Below are 19,336 nucleotides of genomic sequence, written 5' to 3' on the forward strand. Positions count from 1 at the left end.
GCTACGACGAAAGCCACTGCCGCACAACGCAGCAGTGGCTTTCGGATGGTTTGGCGACTCAGCGCGGGACGGTGTCCCAGTTCCAGACCGACATGTCGTTGGCCGGGTAGCTCTCGCAGACGTCGGTGGCCGCCGCGGCGACACCCTTGTTGTTGAAGAAGATCTTCGCCCAGTTCGGCCACTGCCAGGCCAGGCCCTCGAAGAAGGCGTTGGTGGCGGTGTTCTCCGAATACTGGCGGCGGCCCGCGTAGTCCATCGAGAAGAACCAGTGGATCCGGTCCTGAACGGCCTGATGCAGTTCCGGGCTCTTGTTGTTGTAGTCGATCATGTAGCGCTCGTAGTAGATCGGCCGGGTGTCGCGCACCGCGGCCAGGATCTGCTCGGCGGTGCACGGCGTGCGCAGGATCCGGTTCGGGATCGGGTAGTCGTCGGTGGCGTCTGCGCCGGCCACCGGCGCGGCCATCAGGGTGCCGCCGACGGCGAGGGCTGCGATGCCGGAGGTCAAGGCAGCGCGGAAACGGTTACGGGCCATGGTGTTCTCCTGGAGTCTCAGCTGGGCTGCTCAGCGGCGAGCGCAGGCCCGTCGGTCGGTGCGGGTGCGGGTGCCGTCCCGGCGGCCCGCTCGAGCACCGGACGCTGATCAGGGCAGTAGGTTTCGATGGTCAATCCGAGGAACTTCCACGCCTGCTCGGTGGTGCTCTCCCGATCGAGCTGATCGCCGACGAACGACGCAGACGCGTAGGCATCGGTGTCGGTACCGTTGCGCAACCGCTTGCACGCGATCTTGGCAATCCACGCGTTGTAATCGCGCTGCCCGTAGATGCCGTAGGTGTGCAGGGTATTGGCAAAGTCGGTGTCGACATCAGCATGGGCCGGCGTGGCGGTCACCAGAGCGGCGATGGCGGCTGCGGACGCTGCGAGCGCGACTCGTCTCATGCCCGATATCTTAGCCTGCCTAATTCAGCTCCGGTCAAAATCCATCAAGGTGGGCTGCGCCACTTCAAGCGTGATTTCCGAGCCAGATCACGCCGACTAGGCTGGCGGTCATGGCACGTCGAACTCGCTCGGACCGGGATCGCGACGCCGGCTACGACGAGCACACCGTCACCGCGACCGGTCGCCAGGACGTCGCCGCCGGCGTCAAGGGCGTCCTCGTGGCGCTGCAACACACGCTGACCCAGATGGGGCCGTGGCGGACCGCCAAGACGCTGAGCCGGATGAACCAGCGGCACGGCTTCGATTGTCCGGGCTGCGCCTGGCCGGAGGAGCCCGGCGGCCGCAAGCTGGCCGAGTTCTGTGAGAACGGCGCCAAGGCCGTCGCCGAGGAAGCCACCAAGCGCACCGTGGATCCAGAGTTCTTCGCCCGGCACTCGGTGGCCGAACTGGCCGGCAAGCCCGAGTACTGGTTGTCCCAGCAGGGCCGGCTGACCCATCCGATGGTGCTGCGCCCCGGCGACACGCACTACCGCCCGATCGCCTGGGACGACGCCTACCAGCTGATCGCCGAGGAACTGCGCGCCCTGGACTCCCCGGATCAGGCGTTGTTCTACACCTCCGGGCGCACCAGCAACGAAGCCGCGTTCCTCTACCAACTGCTGGTGCGCAGCTTCGGCACCAACAACCTGCCGGACTGCTCGAACATGTGCCACGAATCCTCGGGCACCGCGCTGACCGAATCGATCGGCATCGGCAAGGGTTCGGTCAGTGTCACCGACCTCGAGTTGGCCGACTGCATCCTGATCGCGGGCCAGAACCCCGGCACCAACCATCCGCGGATGCTGTCGGTGCTGGAGAAGGCCAAAGCCAACGGGGCGAAGATCATCGCGGTCAATCCGCTGCCGGAGGCCGGCCTGATCCGGTTCAAGGACCCCCAGAAACCGCACGGTGTGATCGGGTCCGGGGTGCCGATCGCCGACGAGTTCGTCCAGATCCGGCTCGGCGGCGACATGGCCCTGTTCGCCGGCCTGGGCCGGCTGCTGCTGGAGGCCGACGACGCCGCCCCCGGCACCGTGGTCGACCGCGAGTTCATCGCCACCCACTGCGCCGGCTTCGACGAGTACGAGCGCCAGACCCGGGCGGTCGACCTCGACACCGTGGTGGCGGCCACCGGGGTGCCGCTGCCGCAGCTGCAACGGGTGGCCGCCCAGCTGATAGCCAGCCAACGCACGGTGTTCTGCTGGGCGATGGGCCTGACCCAGCATCGGCACGCCGTGGCCACCATCGGTGAGGCCACCAACCTGCTGCTGATGCGCGGCATGATCGGTAAGCCGGGCGCCGGAGTGTGCCCGGTGCGCGGACACTCCAACGTGCAGGGCGACCGGACCATGGGGATCTGGGAGAAAATGCCCGAACCGTTCCTGGCCGCCCTGGATCGTCGGTTTGGCATCGTGGCGCCGCGGCGGCACGGCTACGACACAGTCGAGGCCATCCGGGCGATGCGCGACGGCCGCGCGCGCACCTTCATCGGGATGGGCGGCAACTTCGTGTCGGCCACCCCGGACACCGAGGTCACCGAGGCTGCGTTGACCAATTGCGCACTGACCGTTCAGATTTCGACGAAGCTGAACCGCAGCCACGTCGTCACCGGCCGCACCGCGCTGATCCTGCCCACCCTGGGCCGCACCGATCGCGACATCCAGGCCGGCGGCAAACAGCTGGTGTCGGTGGAGGATTCGATGTCGATGGTGCATCTGTCCCGCGGCAGCCTGCCGCCGCCCAGCGACCAGCTGCGCAGCGAGGTGGCGATCGTCTGCGAGTTGGCCCGCGCGCTGCTGGGACCCGAGCACCCGGTGCCGTGGGAGTCCTTGCGCAGCGACTACGACCTGATCCGCGACGCGATCGCCGACGTGGTGCCCGGCTGCACCGACTACAACGCGCGGGTGCGGGGCCCGGACGGCTTCCAGCTTCCGCACCCGCCACGCGATGCCCGCGAATTCCCCACCACCACCGGCAAGGCCAACTTCTCGGTGCAGCCGCTGGAATGGGTGCCGGTGCCCGAGGGCCGCCTGGTGCTGCAGACGCTGCGCAGCCACGACCAGTACAACACCACCATCTACGGCCTCGACGACCGCTACCGCGGCATCAAGGGCGGTCGCCGGGTGGTGTTCGTCAACCCGGCCGACATCCAGCGACTCGGCCTGTCCGACGGTATGCGGGTGGACCTGATCTCGGAGTTCGGCCTCGACGACGACGTGCAGGAACGACGCGCCAAGGACTTCCTGGTGGTTCCCTACGCCACGCCCGTCGGCAACGCCGCGGCCTATTACCCGGAGACCAATCCGCTGGTGCCGCTGGACCACACCGCCGCCAAGTCCAACACCCCGGTGTCCAAGGCCGTGGTGATCAGACTGGAGCCGGCATGGGCCGAGTGACCGCACGACGCCGGGTCACTCGCCTCACCACATCTCCCGACGGCACGACCGGCATAGACAGCCCGGACACCCTGGTGGTCGAAGAACCGCTCGAGATCCGGTTGAACGGCACCGCGCTCACCGTCACGATGCGCACCCCGGGCTCCGATGTCGAACTGGCGCAGGGATTCCTGCTCACCGAGGGGATCATCACCGGCCGCGACGACGTCGTCTCGGTGCGGTATTGCCGCGGCGCCGAGGACGGCGCCCCCAACACCTACAACGTGCTCGACGTGACCCTGGCGCCGGACGTACCGATGCCCGACGTCGATGTGCGACGCAACTTCTACACCACCTCGTCGTGCGGCATCTGCGGCAAGGCGTCGCTGGATGCGGTGGCGGCGGTGAGCCGGCACTCCCCCGGCGACGATCCGTTGACCATCAGCGCCGACGTCCTGGCCGCACTGCCGGACCGCCTCCGCGATGCCCAGAAGGTGTTCGCCAGCACGGGCGGGTTGCACGGCGCAGCGCTGTTCACCGCCGGCGGCGAGATGCTCGCGGTCCGCGAGGACATCGGTCGGCACAATGCGGTGGACAAGGTGATCGGCTGGGCGGTCGAGCAACAACGAATTCCGTTGTCCGGGACCGTGTTACTGGTCAGCGGACGAGCGTCGTTCGAGCTGACCCAGAAGGCTGTGATGGCCGGCATCCCCATGCTGGCCGCGGTGTCGGCGCCGTCGTCGCTGGCGGTCGACCTGGCCAGCCAGTCCGGACTGACGCTGGTGGCCTTCCTGCGCGGCGACACGATGAACGTCTACACCCGCCCGGACCGGGTGGGGTGCTGAGCCGGTCGGTCGGGCTCGCCACTGCGGTTTCATCCGCCCCGCACGGCGTGTTGCGGATGAAACCGCAGTGGCGCCGGAAACGCGGGAGTGGTCAGGCGGTCTTGTCGCGGCGTTCGCTGCGCGACGGCTTACGCGGCACGATCGTCGGCAGCACGTTGTCCTGCACGGTCTCCTTGGTGACGACCACCTTGGCGACGTCGTCGCGGCTGGGGATGTCGTACATCACCGGCAGCAGCACTTCCTCCATGATGGCGCGCAGCCCGCGGGCCCCGGTGCCACGGTGGATGGCCTGATCGGCGATCGCCTCGAGCGCCTCGTCGGTGAACTCCAACTCGACGCCGTCCATGTCGAACAGTCGGGTGTACTGCTTGACCAACGCGTTCTTCGGCTGGGACAGGATCTGCACCAGCGATTCCTTGTCCAGGTTGGTCACCGAGGCCACCACCGGCAGCCGACCGATGAACTCCGGGATCAACCCGAACTTGATCAGATCTTCCGGCATCACCTCGGCGAAGTGATCCTGGGTGTCGATCTCGGCCTTGGAGTGCACCTCGGCGCCGAAGCCCAGGCCGCGCTTGCCGACCCGGTCCGACACGATCTTCTCCAGGCCCGCGAACGCACCCGCCACGATGAACAGCACGTTGGTGGTGTCGATCTGGATGAACTCCTGGTGCGGATGCTTGCGCCCACCCTGCGGCGGCACCGAGGCCTGCGTGCCTTCCAGGATCTTCAGCAGCGCCTGCTGCACGCCCTCACCGGAGACATCGCGGGTGATCGACGGGTTCTCGCTCTTGCGGGCGATCTTGTCGACCTCGTCGATGTAGATGATGCCGGTCTCGGCACGCTTGACGTCGTAGTCGGCGGCCTGGATCAGCTTGAGCAGAATGTTCTCGACGTCCTCGCCGACGTAGCCGGCCTCGGTCAGCGCGGTGGCGTCCGCGATGGCGAACGGCACGTTGAGCATCTTGGCCAGGGTCTGGGCCAGGTAGGTCTTACCGCAACCTGTCGGGCCCAGCATCAGGATGTTGGACTTGGCCAGCTCCACGGTCTCGGCGCGGGAGTCCCGGCTGCCCTTCTCGCCGGCCTGGATCCGCTTGTAGTGGTTGTAGACGGCCACCGCCAGCGTGCGCTTGGCGGTGTCCTGCCCAATCACATAGCCCTCGAGGAAGTCGCGGATCTCGGCAGGCTTGGGCAGCTCATCGAGTTTGACCTCGTCGGCGTCGGCCAGCTCCTCTTCGATGATCTCGTTGCACAGATCGATGCACTCATCGCAGATGTAGACGCCGGGCCCCGCGATCAACTTCTTGACCTGCTTTTGACTCTTCCCGCAGAACGAGCACTTCAGCAGGTCACCACCGTCTCCAATGCGTGCCATCTGTAGGTGTCCTACTTCCTGTTCGCCGACTTCTGGTGCTGTTCTCCGACGCTACCCGCTCCCGGCGACGGGATGCGACTGATAGGTGCGAATCGCGTCAGTGGTATTCGTCTGTGGCAGGAAACATATCCTCTCCTGGCCCCGGACCGCTCCGCGACGCGCAGCTGTGTCTTTGGCGTGTCGCCTCGGTTACCGCCGCGCGACGCGATCAGGCCGTCTGCGCCGAGAGCTTCCGGTACTCCAGCACCGTGTCGATGATGCCGTATTCCTTGGCTTCCTCGGCGGTCAGGATCTTGTCCCGGTCGGTGTCCTTGCGGATCTGCTCGGGCGACTTCCCGGTGTGCCGGGCCAGCGTGGTGTCCATCAGGGTGCGCATCCGCTCGATCTCGGCGGCCTGGATCTCCAGGTCGGAGACCTGGCCCTGAATCGCACCGCCGACGGCCGGCTGGTGGATCAGCACGCGGGCGTTGGGCAGCGCCATCCGCTTGCCCGGGGTGCCCGCGGCCAGCAGCACCGCGGCAGCCGAGGCGGCCTGGCCCAGGCACACGGTCTGGATGTCGGCCCGCACGTACTGCATGGTGTCGTAGATCGCCATCAACGAGGTGAACGAACCACCCGGGGAGTTGATGTACATGGTGATGTCGCGGTCGGGATCCAACGACTCGAGCACCAGCAACTGGGCCATGATGTCGTTGGCCGACGCGTCGTCGACCTGCACGCCGAGGAAGATGATGCGTTCCTCGAACAGCTTGTTGTACGGGTTGGATTCCTTGACACCGAAGCTGGAGTGCTCGATGAACGACGGCAGAATGTAGCGCGACTGCATCGGGTTGTCGGCGTGGCCGTGGACGAACTGGCTCATGAGGCACTCCCGTTCAGGTGGGCGCGGGTGATGATGTGGTCGACGAAGCCGTACTCGAGGGCTTCCTGCGCGGTGAACCAGCGGTCCCGGTCGGCGTCGGCCTCGATGCGCTCCAGCGGCTGACCGGTGAACTCGGCGTTCAGCCGGTTCATCTCCTTCTTGGTCAGCGCGAACTGTTCGGCCTGGATGGCGATGTCGGCGGCGCTACCACCGATGCCGGCCGACGGCTGGTGCATCATGATCCGCGCGTGCGGCAGCGCGTACCGCTTGCCCTTGGTGCCCGCGGCGAGCAGGAACTCGCCCATCGAGGCAGCCAGGCCCATCGCGTAAGTGGCCACGTCGCACGGCGCCAACACCATGGTGTCGTAGATCGCCATGCCCGCGGTCACCGAACCACCCGGGGAGTTGATGTAGAGGTTGATGTCCTTGGTCGGGTCCTCGGCGGCCAACAGCAGAATCTGCGCGCACAGCTTGTTGGCGATGTCGTCGTCGACCTGGGTGCCGAGGAAGATGATTCGCTCGGCCAAGAGCCGCTCGTACACCGAGTCCGTGAGGGTCAGTCCCATGGACCCAGAACGCATGTCAGTCACGACGGGATACCTGCTTTCTCGTGGGTGTTACTCAACGACCCTAACCAACTGGGGGCGTCCAGCACTCCCCCAGATGGCCCGCGTTCGCTGTGGGCGTTACTCGTCGTCGGTGGCGTCGGCGTCGGCGTCGGCGTCATCAGCCGCGTCGGCCACCGCGTCGTCGCCCTCGTCGGCCTGGTCGCGGCCGAAGAACTCCGAGGTGTCGACCACGTTGCCGTCGCTGTCGGTGACGGTGGCGGCCTCCACCACGGCAGCCACGGTCAGCCCGCGGCGCACGTCGGCGTACATGGCCGGCAGCTGGTTGTTCTGCTGCAGCAGCTGGATCAGCTGCTGGGGCTCGATGCCGTACTGACGCGACATCAGCACCAGGCGCTCGGTGATGTCCTGCTGGCCGACCTGGATGTCCAGGTCGTCGGCGATGGCGTCCATCAGCAGCTGGGTCTTGATCGCCTTCTCGGCGTTGGTCCGGGCCTCGGCGTCGAACTCCTCGCGCGAGCTGCCCTGCTCCTCGAGCTGCGCGTCCAGCTTCGACTCGTCGTGATCGAGGCCGTGGATGGCGTTGTGCAGGTTCTCGTCGACCTGGGCCTGCACGATGGTCTCCGGCAGCGGCACCTCCACCTGCTCGAGCAGCGCTTCGATCGCGGCGTCGCGGATCTTCTCGGCCTGCTGGATGCTCTTGAACCGCTTGACCTGATCCTGCAGGTCGGCCTTGAGCTCCTCGATGGTGTCGAACTCGCTGGCCAACTGAGCGAACTCGTCGTCGGCCTCGGGCAGCTCGCGCTCCTTGACCGACTTGACGGTCACGGTCACCTCGGCGTCCGAGCCCGCGTGCGGGCCGGCGACCAGCTTGGTGGAGAAGGTCTTGGACTCGCCCTCGGAAGTACCGATCAGGGCCTCGTCCAGACCGTCGATCAGCTGGCCGGAGCCCACCTCGTGGGACAGGCCCTCGGTCTTGGCGTCCTCGACCTCTTCGCCGTCGACGGTGGCCGACAGGTCGATCGAGACGAAGTCACCGTCGGCGATCGGGCGCTCGACACCCTTGAGGGTGCCGAACCGCGCGCGCAGCGAATCCAGTTCCTGCTCGACGTCGGCGTCGTCGACCTCGATGGCATCCACGGTCAACTTGATCGTGGACAGGTCCGGCAGGGTGATCTCCGGGCGCACGTCGACCTCGGCGGTGAAGACCAGTTCCTCGCCGTCCTCGAGCTTGGTGATGTCGATCTCGGGCTGGCCCAGCGGCTTGACGTCGGTCTCGCTGACGGCCTGGCTGTAGCGCGTCGGCAGCGCGTCGTTGACCACCTGCTCGAGCACCGCGCCGCGGCCGATCCGGGCCTCCAGCAGCTTGCGCGGGGCCTTGCCGGGCCGGAAACCGGGCAGCCGCACCTGCTGGGCGAGCTGCTTGAACGCGCGATCGAAGTCGGGTTCGAGCTCGGCGAACGGCACCTCGACGTTCAGACGGACCCGGGTGGGGCTCAGTTGCTCGACGGTGCTCTTCACGGGTACTCCTCGGATGTCTGTTGCTTGCGGTGGTCGTGCAGTAAGCAGGTGGTGCTTCTGGTCGGGGTGACAGGATTTGAACCTGCGACCTTCCGCTCCCAAAGCGGATGCGCTACCAAGCTGCGCTACACCCCGAATGTCGGCAGGCTGGAGCACAGCCCACGGCATCCTACGGCCTGCAGGCACGTCGCAGCCAAGTCGCTTGTGGACACGCGACGGCCTGAATTGGATTTGAACTCAAGCTGGCCGTACAGTCTGGCATCGAGCAGTACACGCGGGCGTAGCTCAATGGTAGAGCCCTAGTCTTCCAAACTAGCTACGCGGGTTCGATTCCCGTCGCCCGCTCCACAGGGACCAGCAGCGCAGAGCCCGTCGAACAACGGTTCGACGGCCCGCGCGGTCCCCTATCCGGCCCCGTACGCGGAGCTCATGTTCGATGGGGCCGCCTGTTGCCCCGGAGGCAGGAGCCGTTGGCCGAGACCTCGCTATGGTGGACTCCTACCTAACAACGGGGGGGTGGGTTGGACGAGACGCCGTTCGGGCGATACCGGCTGCAGGATTTGCTGGGCCGCGGGGGAATGGGCGAAGTCTGGCGCGCCTACGACACGGCCACCAATCGCATAGTCGCGCTCAAGGTGCTACTGCCGAATTCGGCCGAGGACGAAGACTTTCAGAAGCGCTTCCGGCGCGAGGCGGAGATAGCTGCACGCTTGAACGATCCGCACGTGGTACCGATCCACGACTACGGTGAGATTGACGGTCGCCTGTTCGTGGACATGCGCCTCATCGACGGCCGCGATCTGGGTGATGTTCTGCGATCAAACGGCGGACCGCTGCCGCCGGCTCGCGCAGTGCGACTGGTCGAGCAGGTGGCGGAGGCGTTGGACGCCGCCCACGCGGCGAGCTTGGTGCACCGCGACATCAAGCCGTCAAATGTTCTCGTTACGCCCCGGGACTTCGTCTACCTGATCGACTTCGGCATCGCACGGGCGTCGGATCAGACGAGGATGACCAACACGGGGATGGCGATCGGCACGTTCGCGTACATGTCACCGGAGCGGTTCGAGACCAACGACTGTGGGCCGCAGGCCGATATCTACGCGCTGACATGTGTGCTGTACGAGTGCCTCACCAGTCAGCTGCCATTTCCCGGTACCACCATGCAGCGCCAGATCGCCGCCCATCTCACGAAGCCGCCTCCGAAGCCGTCGACGATCATGGCCGGTTTGAGCCCGGCGTTCGACGACGTGATCGCCAAGGGCATGGCCAAGGACCCCGCCGATCGTTTCCAGACGGTGATGGCGTTTGCCGAAGCCGCCCGCGATGCCACCGCAGTGGAACTGCCTACAACCCCGCCGCCGAGACCACCCTACGTCCCGCAGCGAAATCCTGAGCCGACTGCTCCGCCAATGCTTTACGCGCCGCAACGACCGCTGCCCCCAGCGGAGCGGCCAACAGTCGCCGCCCCCGAGCCGCGACCGGGCCCTGCGTCACCGCAAGTCGCCGCGTCGGTAGCCGCGGACCGCTCAATCGTTCGACGACTGTCGCCGCGCCAGCAGATACTCGTCAATGGTGGTCTATTCGCCTTGAGCGTGATCGTGCATTTCCTATCCGCCCGCTACGGGTCGGGGCAATACCACCTCTACTGGCTTCAACACCAATATCTGGGGCCTTTCCCGCCATCGACACTTGCTTACGGCGAGATCACATTCGGCGACGTCATCAGTGCCGGTTGCGAGTTTGTCGGCCAGATATGTCTGGTGGTGTCGGTGATCTTGCTCGCGCGGGACGCCAAACGCAGACTGTGGGCACCAATTCTGGCCGTATCGGCGGTAATGCTCATCCAAATCGGCTATCGAGTCTTCCGCGAAGTGCGGACCGTCGGGGAAGGTGCAGAGGCTTACACCTATAACGCCGTCACCTTCGGCTTCTGGGTCTGCTGCGCCCTTGCGATGATCGGGTTCGTGGCGGCGTGGGGAATCGCCCGTCGACGCAATCGCATGTGGATTATTGGGCTGCTTCCGACGACGATGCTGGCCGCCTTGTTGCTGTGGCGCACGACGCCAGCGGTAGTCCTATCGGTGTTCTTGGCGTCATGCCTGATCTGCTGGGGGTTCGACGCGTACGGAACGCGGCGCGAGCAGCGGCATCCGGCGCTCGATTGATCAACTCGTTGAGCCACCGGCCAGCATCCTTTGGTTCCGCCGACCGCCGACATTATCAACGGCGACTACGAGCCGCTCACCCGAGCGATGCAAGAACGCCGCTAACCCCATGTGTCGATCGAACCCGTTGGCCTACCGGTCACCTGGGACATGGCATTGTCTGTCGTGCGTCCGAGTGGGCACGTCGCCAACGCCGGCGTGCACGGTACGCCCGTGCAGTTCCCGTGGAGCGGGTCTGGATCGACAACCGGACCATCACCAGCGGGTTGGTCAACACCGACAGCTCGGCCATGCTGATAAAGCTGCTCACGCAGAAGAAGCTCGACGTCGCCGGGTTCATCAGCCATCGGTTCGCCCTGACTGACATCCTCGACGCCTACGACACCTTCGAGCGGGGCTGCCGAGACCAAGGCGCTCAAGATCATCCTGCAGGCCTGACACCTGAACATCGGGCTTGCCGACGTCGCCGGTGCTCAACGAGACGTGCGCGCTGCGTGCCTCCGGGGAGACATGTGTGTGCATGCCGAGGTGCGCGACGGGACCCTCCCGTCGGCCGCCGTCGATGGCCAGGAAGGCTGCCGCGGCCGCGTGCGCGCGGCTGATGAGTTCGGCGCCCTGGCGGAAGTCGGTCGGCGCGACCGACAATGGGCAGGGTGGTGGCACCACGATCAGTTCCGCGACCGGGTTGTACAGCGCGATGTCGTGGATCAGGCGTTGGTGGACGAGCAAGGACATCGCTTGCAAGACGGTGCCCAATGCCGACCGTGGCGGCTTGGTCCGCGCGCACGGGTAGCCGCACGGCAGGACGTAGATCGTCGTGGCCTGAGCGGAAACGGCCCGGGAAATCGCGGTGTTGTCGGCGAGACCGCCGTCGACGAGAGTCCGTGTCCCCCAACTCACCGATGGCAGCATCGCCGGGATGGCGCTGCTGGCCAGGACTGCCTCGATGGACGAACCCTCGGTGAGCACGACTTCGGCGCCGGTGAGCAGATCGGTGGCCACCACTTCCAGGGGGATCCCGGCATCTTCGATCCTGGCGAAGGTCAGCTGATGGTCGACCAAGGTGCGCAGACCGCGATCACTGAACAGTGCGGTGCTGCGGCCCAAGACAGTTTCCGCGAGGCGTAAAGCGTCGGGCTGGAATACATCTCGGGTACGCAGCGATCGCCACACCGTGGCCAGATCGTTGACCGAATCGGGGCTAAAACCACGCCCGGCGAGGTAGGCGGCGTTCAGCGCTCCCGCGGAGGTGCCGATCAGTAGATCGGGCACGATGCCCAACTCGGCGAGCGCCCCGAGCATCCCGACCTGAACCGACCCGAGGCTGGCGCCGCCGGAGAGCACGAACGCGGTGGTCATGACGGGGTTTCCTATCGTTCGGCAGTCTGGCGAGGTGATCGACGTCGCGGCGACACCGCTCGCTAAGGGGCGGGTTCGAGCCGGACGCAGCAGTGCCGTTCGCGGGGAGCGAGGCGAGCGCGCCGGCTGGTGCAGCCGGCACCGTCGAGCAAACCTTCGATCAATTCGAGGTTCATGCCACACACCAGGTCGGTGTGCTGCTGGGCGAGGGCGTGAAAGGGGCAGTTTGCGAGCACGATGTCGGCACCGTCGCGGCGGGGTTCGTAGCCGCAGCGGGTCAGCGCGGCCATCGTCGACTCATCCCCGTCGGCCAGGTCGGCGACGCTTGCGCCGGTAGTTCCACGAACAGCTTGCCGGGTGGGTCGCAGCCGCCACCGACGCGCCCGCCGAGCCGGTGCGCCTGCTGGCCGAAGGTGCGATCGTCACCGCCGCCATCACCGGGGACGAGATCGCCGCCAGCGCGGCCCGGGCTGCCACCGAGACGCTGCTCGGCTGAGGGCCGTTCCAGGACGGTTCGGCGACCGAGCAGCCAACCCTTTCGGCAAATCTAGGTTTGACCAACGCGTCAGCGGGCAACATATGACCGCATGAAACGCATGCAGATGATCGCAGTGTCGGGGCTGGCAGCAATTGCACTGATGACGGGTTGCTCGTCAGCAGTGATCAATCAGGGCGGCGACACCAAGTGCTCGGACTTCTCCTCGGCTGACGAGAAGGAGCAGAACGAAACCATCACCAAGATGCTCGAAGACAAGGGCAAGAACGAGCCGGCGAACCTCGAACTCGACGCCACTCGGGTCGCGGTGCAGACGTTCTGCCAGACCATCGGCACCCCGGACAGCAAGATCAGCGAAGCACCGCTGGTCTGACCTCAGCCATCGTCGACGTCGCTAGCCGGGCCCTGCGGCGTCGCCCCACCTTCATCAGTCCAATCGGAACGGTCCCCGGCACCCTTGGCCGGGTCACTGACTTCATCGTCGGCGGCCCGGTCGGGGCCGTTCGCACTGTGTTTACTCATCCGGTCGGACTACCCACTCGTCACATCTTCGACACCGCATTGGACACTGACTCGAACTGAAGGCAGGCAGGTCGGCGCGATCTTCAGCCGGCTACCAGTTTGCACCCAGCCGCAGTTCAGACTGGCGGCGTTGCATGGAGTCAGGACGTCGTGTCTACGTCCGGTTGTCCACCCAGCGAGCGCGACGCACGCAGGATCTGCGCATCCAAACCGCGAAGGGTGGTGAACACATGGCCGATGGCCGAAATCGGGCCACAGCGCCGTCGGCATCGGCGCCGCTGGGCGCTCTGCTGGACCCACATCCGCCGAAGCGCACGCGAGACGAGCGGATCGAACTCTCCGAGTTCGCCGGGGGTATCCCCCAGGTTCCGGCCCGGTTGCCCACGGTGCGGATCGGCCGGACCTGGTTCTCCGTTGCCTGGCTGATTCCGATGTCCGCGGTCGCATTACTGATCACCATCGCCGTCGCGCAGGAGTTACGCGGTTACGAATGGATGCAGAGTTTCATCGCCGAATATCCCGGCACATCCGATAGTTTCGCCCCGCCCGTGCACTCCGGATTCCCGGTCTGGCTACGCTGGCAGCACCTGTTCAACGTCGTCTTCATGATGTTCATCATCCGGTCCGGTTTGCAGGTGCTGGCCGATCATCCACGGCTGTATCTGAATTCGGGCTGCCGGCCCGGCACGGAGTGGTTGCGGCTGCGCGGTGCAGTGCCGGCCAACCGCTTCGGCGCGGACGACCCATCCCCGACCTGGACCTCAAAGGACGACGCGGTGGCACTACCGAAGTGGTTGGGGATACCCGGATTCCGGCATTCCATCGGGTTGGCACGTTGGTGGCATTTCAGCTTCGACCTGTTGTGGCTGATCAACGGTGCGCTGTTCTACGTGCTGCTATTGAGTACCGATCAGTGGCGCAGGATCGTGCCGCAATCCTGGTCGGTGTTCCCCAACGCATTCTCCGCTGCGATTCAGTATGCATCCCTGGACTTTCCGACCAACAACGGGTTCGTCAGCTACAACGGGCTGCAGATGCTCACCTACTTCGTGACGGTCTTCGTCGCGGCCCCGCTCGCGCTGCTCACCGGGCTGCTGCAAGCACCTGCCGTGGCGACGCGGCTGGGCACCGGTCGCGGCCTGCTGAACCGTCAAGTCGCTCGCTCCGTGCACTTCGGCGTCCTGGTCTGGATGCTGATCTTTGTGGTCAGCCACGTCTCGATGGTGTTGATCACCGGCGCGGCACGCAATCTGAACCACATGACGACCGGCACCGACTCCGCCTCCTATCAGGGAGTGGCCATCTTCGGGCTGGCCGCAACGGTTTTCGTGGCGCTCTGGTTGGCAGCGTCGCCACTGACCATGCGCTATCCGCGGGCCGTGCAGAAGACCGGTCGCTTCGTGGTGGGCTGGGCGAAGGACCTGATGGAGCGCACCCACCCCACGGCGCAGTACAGCGAGCGGGACATCACTCCGCAACTGTGGGCCAATGGCAAGGAGCCGGACTCACCCGAGTACCGCCGAATGCTGGAATCCAGCTGGGCCGACTACGAACTGCGCATCGAAGGCTTGGTGCACAACCCGTGCACGCTGTCATATGCCGACCTGCTATCGCTGCCCAAGCACGAACAAATCACCCAGCACTACTGCATCCAAGGTTGGTCCGGGATCGCGCAGTGGGCCGGGGTTCGGATGAGCGACATCCTGGACATCGTCGCGCCCCTACCGACCGCACGTTGGGTGGTGTTCTATTCCCTGGCCGACGGCCCCGAACCCGGCTCTGGTCGCTACTACGATTGCCACAAGATCGAGCACATGCGCGAACCACAAGCGTTACTCGCCTATGAGATGAACCGGGCGCCACTGACTGTTCGACACGGCGCCCCACTGCGCCTGCGCAACGAGCTGGAATTGGGTTTCAAGCAGGTGAAGTGGATCGCCGCGATCGAGTTCGTGGCGAGCTTCCGGGACGTCGGCTGGGGACACGGCGGCTACAACGAAGACCACGAATACTTCGGCTACCGAATGCCGATCTAGCTGAAACCAGCTACCACACAACTGAATATGGACGGCCGCAAGGCCATTGGAGGTTCTGAAGTGAGGATTCGAAGAATTGCCGCAGCATTATTGACGGCAGGTGCCGCCGCGCTGCCCCTGGCACCCGTGGCGGCCGCCGCTTCCGGCCCGGCGCCGGCGGTATCGGTGGCCGACGCCCCGCAGTGCACGACCACCGTCGTCAGCAGTAAGTGCACGTCGCCGGGAAACACCCAGATCTATGCGACGCCCAACCCGTCCAGCTTCTATCCGATGTACGGCGCGTACGGCTACTTCCCTTGGATCTGGTGATCGCCGAAGCATGCCGACCTGGTAACGATCCGGCACAACTCTCGGCACCGGGCCGGGCCGCCCCTAGCATCGTCGGGACGGGCGCGTCATCAGATGCGCGTTGACGCACCCCGTTCAGGAGGCCCGGTGAGCAACCAGCCCAGCATCGAGATCGGTGGTCGCTGCGCGCCCGAATTCTCCGGCGTCCGGGACGCTTTCGCACGCAACTTCACCGAACGCACCGAAGTGGGCGCTGCCGTGGCGGTCTGGGTGGACGGCGAACTGGTGGTCGATCTGTGCGGCGGGCACGCCGACGCCGCGCGCCGACGCCGGTGGCGGCAGAACACATTGGCCAGCGTGTTCTCCGGCAGCAAGGGCTTGTTGAGCACCTGCGTGCACCTGTTGGCCGACCGCGGCGAACTCGACCTGGCGGCCCCGGTGGCCCGGTACTGGCCGGAGTTCGGTCAGGCCGGCAAGGAGTCGATCACTCTGGCGATGGTGCTCGCGCACCGGTCCGGCGTGATCGGACCCCGGACCCCGATGCACTGGCGTGAGGTCGGCGACTGGGACCGGGTGTGCCAGCGGATCGCGGCCGCCGAGCCGTGGTGGCCGCCGGGCAGCGCCCAGGGCTACCAGGTGGTGACCTTCGGTTTCATCCTCGGTGAGGTGGTGCGCCGGGTCACCGGACGCACTCTGGGCCAGTATCTGCGCGCCGAGATCGCCGAACCGCTGGGCGCCGACGTGCACATCGGTCTGCCCCACTACGAGCATCACCGCTGCGCGGAGATGGTCAACAAACCGTCGGTGCGCGAGGTGTTGGCCAACGCCGGAGTCGATCGCACCCCCACCTCGTTGGCCGACCACCCGATGGCCGGTTGGGCGGTGTCGATGGACTTCGTGCCCGACGACGAACTCGGGGTGCACGACCTGACTGCCTGGCGCGCCGCGGAGTTCCCCAGTACCAACGCGCACGTCTCGGCTCTGGGGATGGCCACGTTCTACAACGCGGTGGCCAACGAGAAGTTGCTCAGCCACGAACACATGCAGCGAGTTCGCTTGTCCCAGGGCGGTTTCGACGCAGACGTGGTACTCGGGGCGCGGGTCGCCGACCACGGCTGGGGTTTGGGTTACATGCTCAACCAACGCCGGGTGGCCGGGCCAAACCCGCTGATCTTCGGCCACGGCGGCTCGGGCGGGTCCTATGCATTCGCCGACCTCGAGCACCGGATCGGTTACGCCTACGTGATGAACTACTTCGACGCCACCAAGTGCAACGCCGACCCGCGCTCCACCGCCCTGTCCGACCAGGTGTACGCCGCGCTCGGCGTGCGATCCTCGGCCGGTTCTGCTCTCGGCTGAACGCACCCGATCCCTAGGTAGTCTGGGGGAATGAATGGCGTGCTGGTGCTCTTGATCCTGCTCGTGGTTGCGGCGATTGCCTTCGCCGTCGTCACTTCATCACGCGCCTCTGAGCAGCGCAACGCAAATTCCCTGGCCGACGCCAAGGCCGATGCGCGCCGGGTGATCGAGCGACTCGGCGGCCAAGTGCTCAACCTCAGTGGCACCGACGAGGCTTCCAAGCAGGCGATGGCCGATGCCTCGGAGCGCTACACCGCGGCGTCCTCGCAGATCGACCAGGCCACCACCGCCCGGCAGGCCATGCTGGCCAAGGAAAGCGCGTTGGAAGGCATGTACTACGTGCGCGCCGCCCGGGTCGCGATGGGCATGGACCCCGGCCCCGAGCTCGAATCGCTGGCCGGGCAGAAGTCCGCCGGCACCGTCACCGAGGACCGGCGCGTGCAGGTCGAGGGCCGCGAGATCGAAGCTTCGCCGACGCCGTCGCAGCGCACTCCGAACTACTACCCCGGCGGCCGGGTGGCCGGCCGGCCGGTGCCGGCCGGGTGGTACTCCGAACCGTGGTGGAAGCCCGCACTGGTCGCGGGCGCCTGGGGCCTGGGCTCGGTGCTGCTGTTCGACGCGATGTTCTCCGGCATGTCAGGTGTCGGCTACGACGCGCAGGCCTTCGAAAGTGGCTACGGCTCCGGCTTCGACCAGGGCTTCGACCAGGGCCTGGACGCCGGTGGCGGGTTCGACGGCGGTGGCTTCGAGGACGGCGGCGGATTCGACGGCGGTGGCTTCGACGGCGGCGGTTTCGACGGCGGTGGCTTCGACTTCGGCGGTTTCGACTTCTGATCCGTACCGCCGCCGGGGGTCAGAGCCGGCTGTCCAGGCGCGCCGAGACGCCGGCTTCCTGCAGATCGAGGCGTTCGAGCATGCCGCGCACGGCTTCGTCCTCGATGTTGCCGGCCGCCAGTTCGTCGATCAACGCCGCCCGCTGCGCGCTCAGCACCTCGCGATAGACCCGCGAGTAGGTTCCGGCCAGCTTGGTCGGCGCCTCCGGGTCGGGCATCTCGTCGGCGTCCTGCGACTGCCGGGCGATGGTGGCCAGCATGTTCTCGACGACGGCCGGGTTCATCCCGCGCGGCGGGTTCGCTCGGAACTCCCCGATCACCCGTTTGGCAGCCGCATGTGCCACCTGCTCGGCCTTGAGTTCCTCACCGCGGTCGAAGGCGTGATCGTCGGAGAACCTGGACAGCTGCAGTTTCCGGATCAGCCACGGCAGGCTCGCGCCCTGGATCAGCAGGGTGCCGACGCTGACCACGAACGCGATCGCCTGGATGCTGGCGCGTTCGGGGAACGGTTCGCCGGTCGCGGTGGTCGCCGGGATGGCGGCCGCGGCGGCCAGGGTGACCACCCCGCGCATCCCGGTCCAGGACACCACGACGTTCTCCCGCCAGGACAACCGGCGCCGGTCGACGCGGGATCGCCACTTGGCCCGCGGCCGCGGATCGTCGGCCGGCACCACGGTTTCGGGCGGGGATCCGTCGTCGGATGTGGTGCCGTTCAGGCGGGATCCGACATGGCGGACCAGTTTGTTGGGCGCAAAGATCAAGAACACCGACAGCGGCCGGATGAACATCACCAGGACCAACACGATCAGCGAGGAAACCGCCACGACGGCCAGCGATTCGTGCGCCTCGTGCAGGTCTTCCAACACGAACCGCAGGTGCAACCCGATGTAGGCGAAGACGAAGGCCTCGAGTAACACGTCCAGCGAGTTCCACACGTACCGCTCCTGCAGCCGGGTCTGATAGCCCGAACCGAGCGCCCCGTTGCCGACCACGAAGCCCGCGACCACCACGGCCAACACCCCAGATGCGTGCAACTGCTCGGCCGCGATGAACGCCGCGAACGGCACCAGCAACCCCTGCACGGTTTCCAACCCCGGATTGTCGAGCCGTTTGCGCAGCCACAAGGTGATGAAGCCCAGCGCCGCGCCGACCAGCGGCCCGACCACCGCGCCGTACCCGAACAACAGGAACGGATTGTCGATGAACGTCTGGGTGCCGGCCACCTGCGCGACGGCGATGCTGAACAGGGTCAGCGCTGCCGCGTCGTTGATCAGACTCTCCCCGGTCAGGATCGCCATCACCCGCTTGGGCAGGCCCAGTTTGCGGCCCACCGCGACGGCGGTCACCGCGTCCGGCGGGGCCACGATCGCGCCGAGCACCAACGCCACCCCGAAGCTCAGCGGCACCACGACCAGCCACGAGGACACTGCAGCAACGGCGAACGCGGTGACCACCACCAGCCCGACACCGAGCCCGAGGATCGGCCGGATGTTGCGCAGGAAGGTCGGGTAGGAGAAGTTCAGCGCCGCCGAATACAGCAGCGGTGGCAGCACCACCGTCAGCAGGATGTGCGAATCCAGTTCCGGCGGCTCGAAATCCGGCATGAACGACACTGCGATGCCGACCAGCACGATGATCAGCGCCGGTTCCAGCCCCCGTCGCTGCGCGATGGCGGTGACCACGATGGCGCCGACGACGACGAGGATCAATTCCATTCGTCGATTCTTTCAGCAACACCGGCGCCGGGCGTGACCCGAAT

Annotated in this window: 17 protein-coding genes and 2 tRNA genes; 9 read left to right on the forward strand and 10 right to left on the reverse strand. The window is 66.3% G+C overall.

Translation table 11 applies throughout. From position 1 onward, the window contains the following. Nucleotides 1–58: 58 nt before the first annotated feature. Entirely contained in the window at nt 59–532 is a 474-nt protein-coding gene (locus tag AC5Y3P_RS12135; protein WP_500046145.1) for a DUF5078 domain-containing protein, read from the reverse strand. Nucleotides 533–549: 17 nt separating this feature from the next. Next, entirely contained in the window at nt 550–936 is a 387-nt protein-coding gene (locus AC5Y3P_RS12140; RefSeq protein ID WP_500046146.1) for a DUF732 domain-containing protein, read from the reverse strand. A 110-nt stretch (nt 937–1,046) separates the two neighbouring features. Here AC5Y3P_RS12140 and AC5Y3P_RS12145 point away from each other — a divergent pair, with 110 nt between their 5' ends. Next, nucleotides 1,047–3,371, forward strand: a complete 2,325-nt coding sequence (locus tag AC5Y3P_RS12145) for an FdhF/YdeP family oxidoreductase (protein WP_500046147.1) — start codon at nt 1,047–1,049, stop codon at nt 3,369–3,371. Further along, complete coding sequence (gene fdhD / locus AC5Y3P_RS12150) at nt 3,359–4,195, forward strand: formate dehydrogenase accessory sulfurtransferase FdhD (protein ID WP_500046148.1); 837 nt, start codon at nt 3,359–3,361, stop codon at nt 4,193–4,195. The genes AC5Y3P_RS12145 and fdhD overlap by 13 nt, the downstream gene beginning before the upstream one ends. Before the next feature lie 91 nt (nt 4,196–4,286). On the opposite strand, the gene clpX is transcribed toward fdhD, so the two are convergent. The 5 genes from clpX to AC5Y3P_RS12175 form a co-directional block, all read right to left on the reverse strand. Next, nucleotides 4,287–5,570, reverse strand: a complete 1,284-nt coding sequence (clpX, locus tag AC5Y3P_RS12155) for an ATP-dependent Clp protease ATP-binding subunit ClpX (protein ID WP_500046149.1) — start codon at nt 5,568–5,570, stop codon at nt 4,287–4,289. Between the two features lie 208 nt (nt 5,571–5,778). After that, complete coding sequence (locus AC5Y3P_RS12160; RefSeq protein ID WP_500046234.1) at nt 5,779–6,396, reverse strand: ATP-dependent Clp protease proteolytic subunit; 618 nt, start codon at nt 6,394–6,396, stop codon at nt 5,779–5,781. Nucleotides 6,397–6,428: 32 nt separating this feature from the next. Further along, nucleotides 6,429–7,013, reverse strand: coding sequence for an ATP-dependent Clp protease proteolytic subunit (locus tag AC5Y3P_RS12165; protein WP_500046235.1), 585 nt, complete (start codon nt 7,011–7,013; stop codon nt 6,429–6,431). 105 nt (nt 7,014–7,118) lie between these two features. Further along, on the reverse strand, nt 7,119–8,519 hold the full coding sequence (tig, locus tag AC5Y3P_RS12170; RefSeq protein ID WP_500046150.1) for a trigger factor: 1,401 nt from the start codon (nt 8,517–8,519) through the stop codon (nt 7,119–7,121). A gap of 58 nt (nt 8,520–8,577) precedes the next feature. After that, a tRNA-Pro gene (locus tag AC5Y3P_RS12175) sits at nt 8,578–8,654 on the reverse strand. Nucleotides 8,655–8,793: 139 nt separating this feature from the next. On the opposite strand from AC5Y3P_RS12175, the gene AC5Y3P_RS12180 reads away from it, so the two are divergent. Both AC5Y3P_RS12180 and AC5Y3P_RS12185 read left to right on the forward strand, forming a co-directional pair. After that, nucleotides 8,794–8,867, forward strand: a tRNA-Gly gene (locus AC5Y3P_RS12180). 173 nt (nt 8,868–9,040) lie between these two features. Continuing rightward, a complete protein-coding gene (locus AC5Y3P_RS12185) occupies nt 9,041–10,684 on the forward strand; it encodes a serine/threonine-protein kinase (protein ID WP_500046151.1) in 1,644 nt (547 codons plus the stop codon). Between the two features lie 339 nt (nt 10,685–11,023). Here AC5Y3P_RS12185 and AC5Y3P_RS12190 read toward each other — a convergent pair whose 3' ends face one another. Then, nucleotides 11,024–12,043, reverse strand: coding sequence for a patatin-like phospholipase family protein (locus AC5Y3P_RS12190; protein WP_500046152.1), 1,020 nt, complete (start codon nt 12,041–12,043; stop codon nt 11,024–11,026). A gap of 62 nt (nt 12,044–12,105) precedes the next feature. Continuing rightward, entirely contained in the window at nt 12,106–12,333 is a 228-nt protein-coding gene (locus AC5Y3P_RS12195; RefSeq protein ID WP_500046153.1) for a hypothetical protein, read from the reverse strand. A gap of 306 nt (nt 12,334–12,639) precedes the next feature. Between AC5Y3P_RS12195 and AC5Y3P_RS12200 the strand changes: the two genes are divergently transcribed. The 5 genes from AC5Y3P_RS12200 to AC5Y3P_RS12220 all read left to right on the forward strand — a co-directional run bounded on the left by AC5Y3P_RS12200 (nt 12,640) and on the right by AC5Y3P_RS12220 (nt 17,578). Beyond that, nucleotides 12,640–12,912 (forward strand): hypothetical protein, encoded by a 273-nt coding sequence (locus tag AC5Y3P_RS12200; RefSeq protein WP_500046236.1) that lies wholly within the window; start codon nt 12,640–12,642, stop codon nt 12,910–12,912. A gap of 379 nt (nt 12,913–13,291) precedes the next feature. After that, nucleotides 13,292–15,097: a molybdopterin-dependent oxidoreductase gene (locus AC5Y3P_RS12205; RefSeq protein ID WP_500046154.1), complete on the forward strand. Its 1,806-nt coding sequence runs from the start codon at nt 13,292–13,294 to the stop codon at nt 15,095–15,097. A gap of 60 nt (nt 15,098–15,157) precedes the next feature. Next, nucleotides 15,158–15,406: a hypothetical protein gene (locus tag AC5Y3P_RS12210; RefSeq protein ID WP_500046155.1), complete on the forward strand. Its 249-nt coding sequence runs from the start codon at nt 15,158–15,160 to the stop codon at nt 15,404–15,406. Between the two features lie 126 nt (nt 15,407–15,532). After that, on the forward strand, nt 15,533–16,744 hold the full coding sequence (locus AC5Y3P_RS12215; RefSeq protein WP_500046156.1) for a serine hydrolase domain-containing protein: 1,212 nt from the start codon (nt 15,533–15,535) through the stop codon (nt 16,742–16,744). 30 nt (nt 16,745–16,774) lie between these two features. Beyond that, the gene (locus tag AC5Y3P_RS12220) at nt 16,775–17,578 is read left to right on the forward strand and encodes a DUF1542 domain-containing protein (RefSeq protein ID WP_500046157.1); all 804 of its coding nucleotides are present in this window, start codon (nt 16,775–16,777) and stop codon (nt 17,576–17,578) included. 19 nt (nt 17,579–17,597) lie between these two features. On the opposite strand, the gene AC5Y3P_RS12225 is transcribed toward AC5Y3P_RS12220, so the two are convergent. Beyond that, entirely contained in the window at nt 17,598–19,292 is a 1,695-nt protein-coding gene (locus AC5Y3P_RS12225; protein WP_500046158.1) for a cation:proton antiporter, read from the reverse strand. Nucleotides 19,293–19,336: the final 44 nt, after the last annotated feature.

It is taken from the genome of Mycobacterium sp. NGS45 (assembly GCF_059812645.1).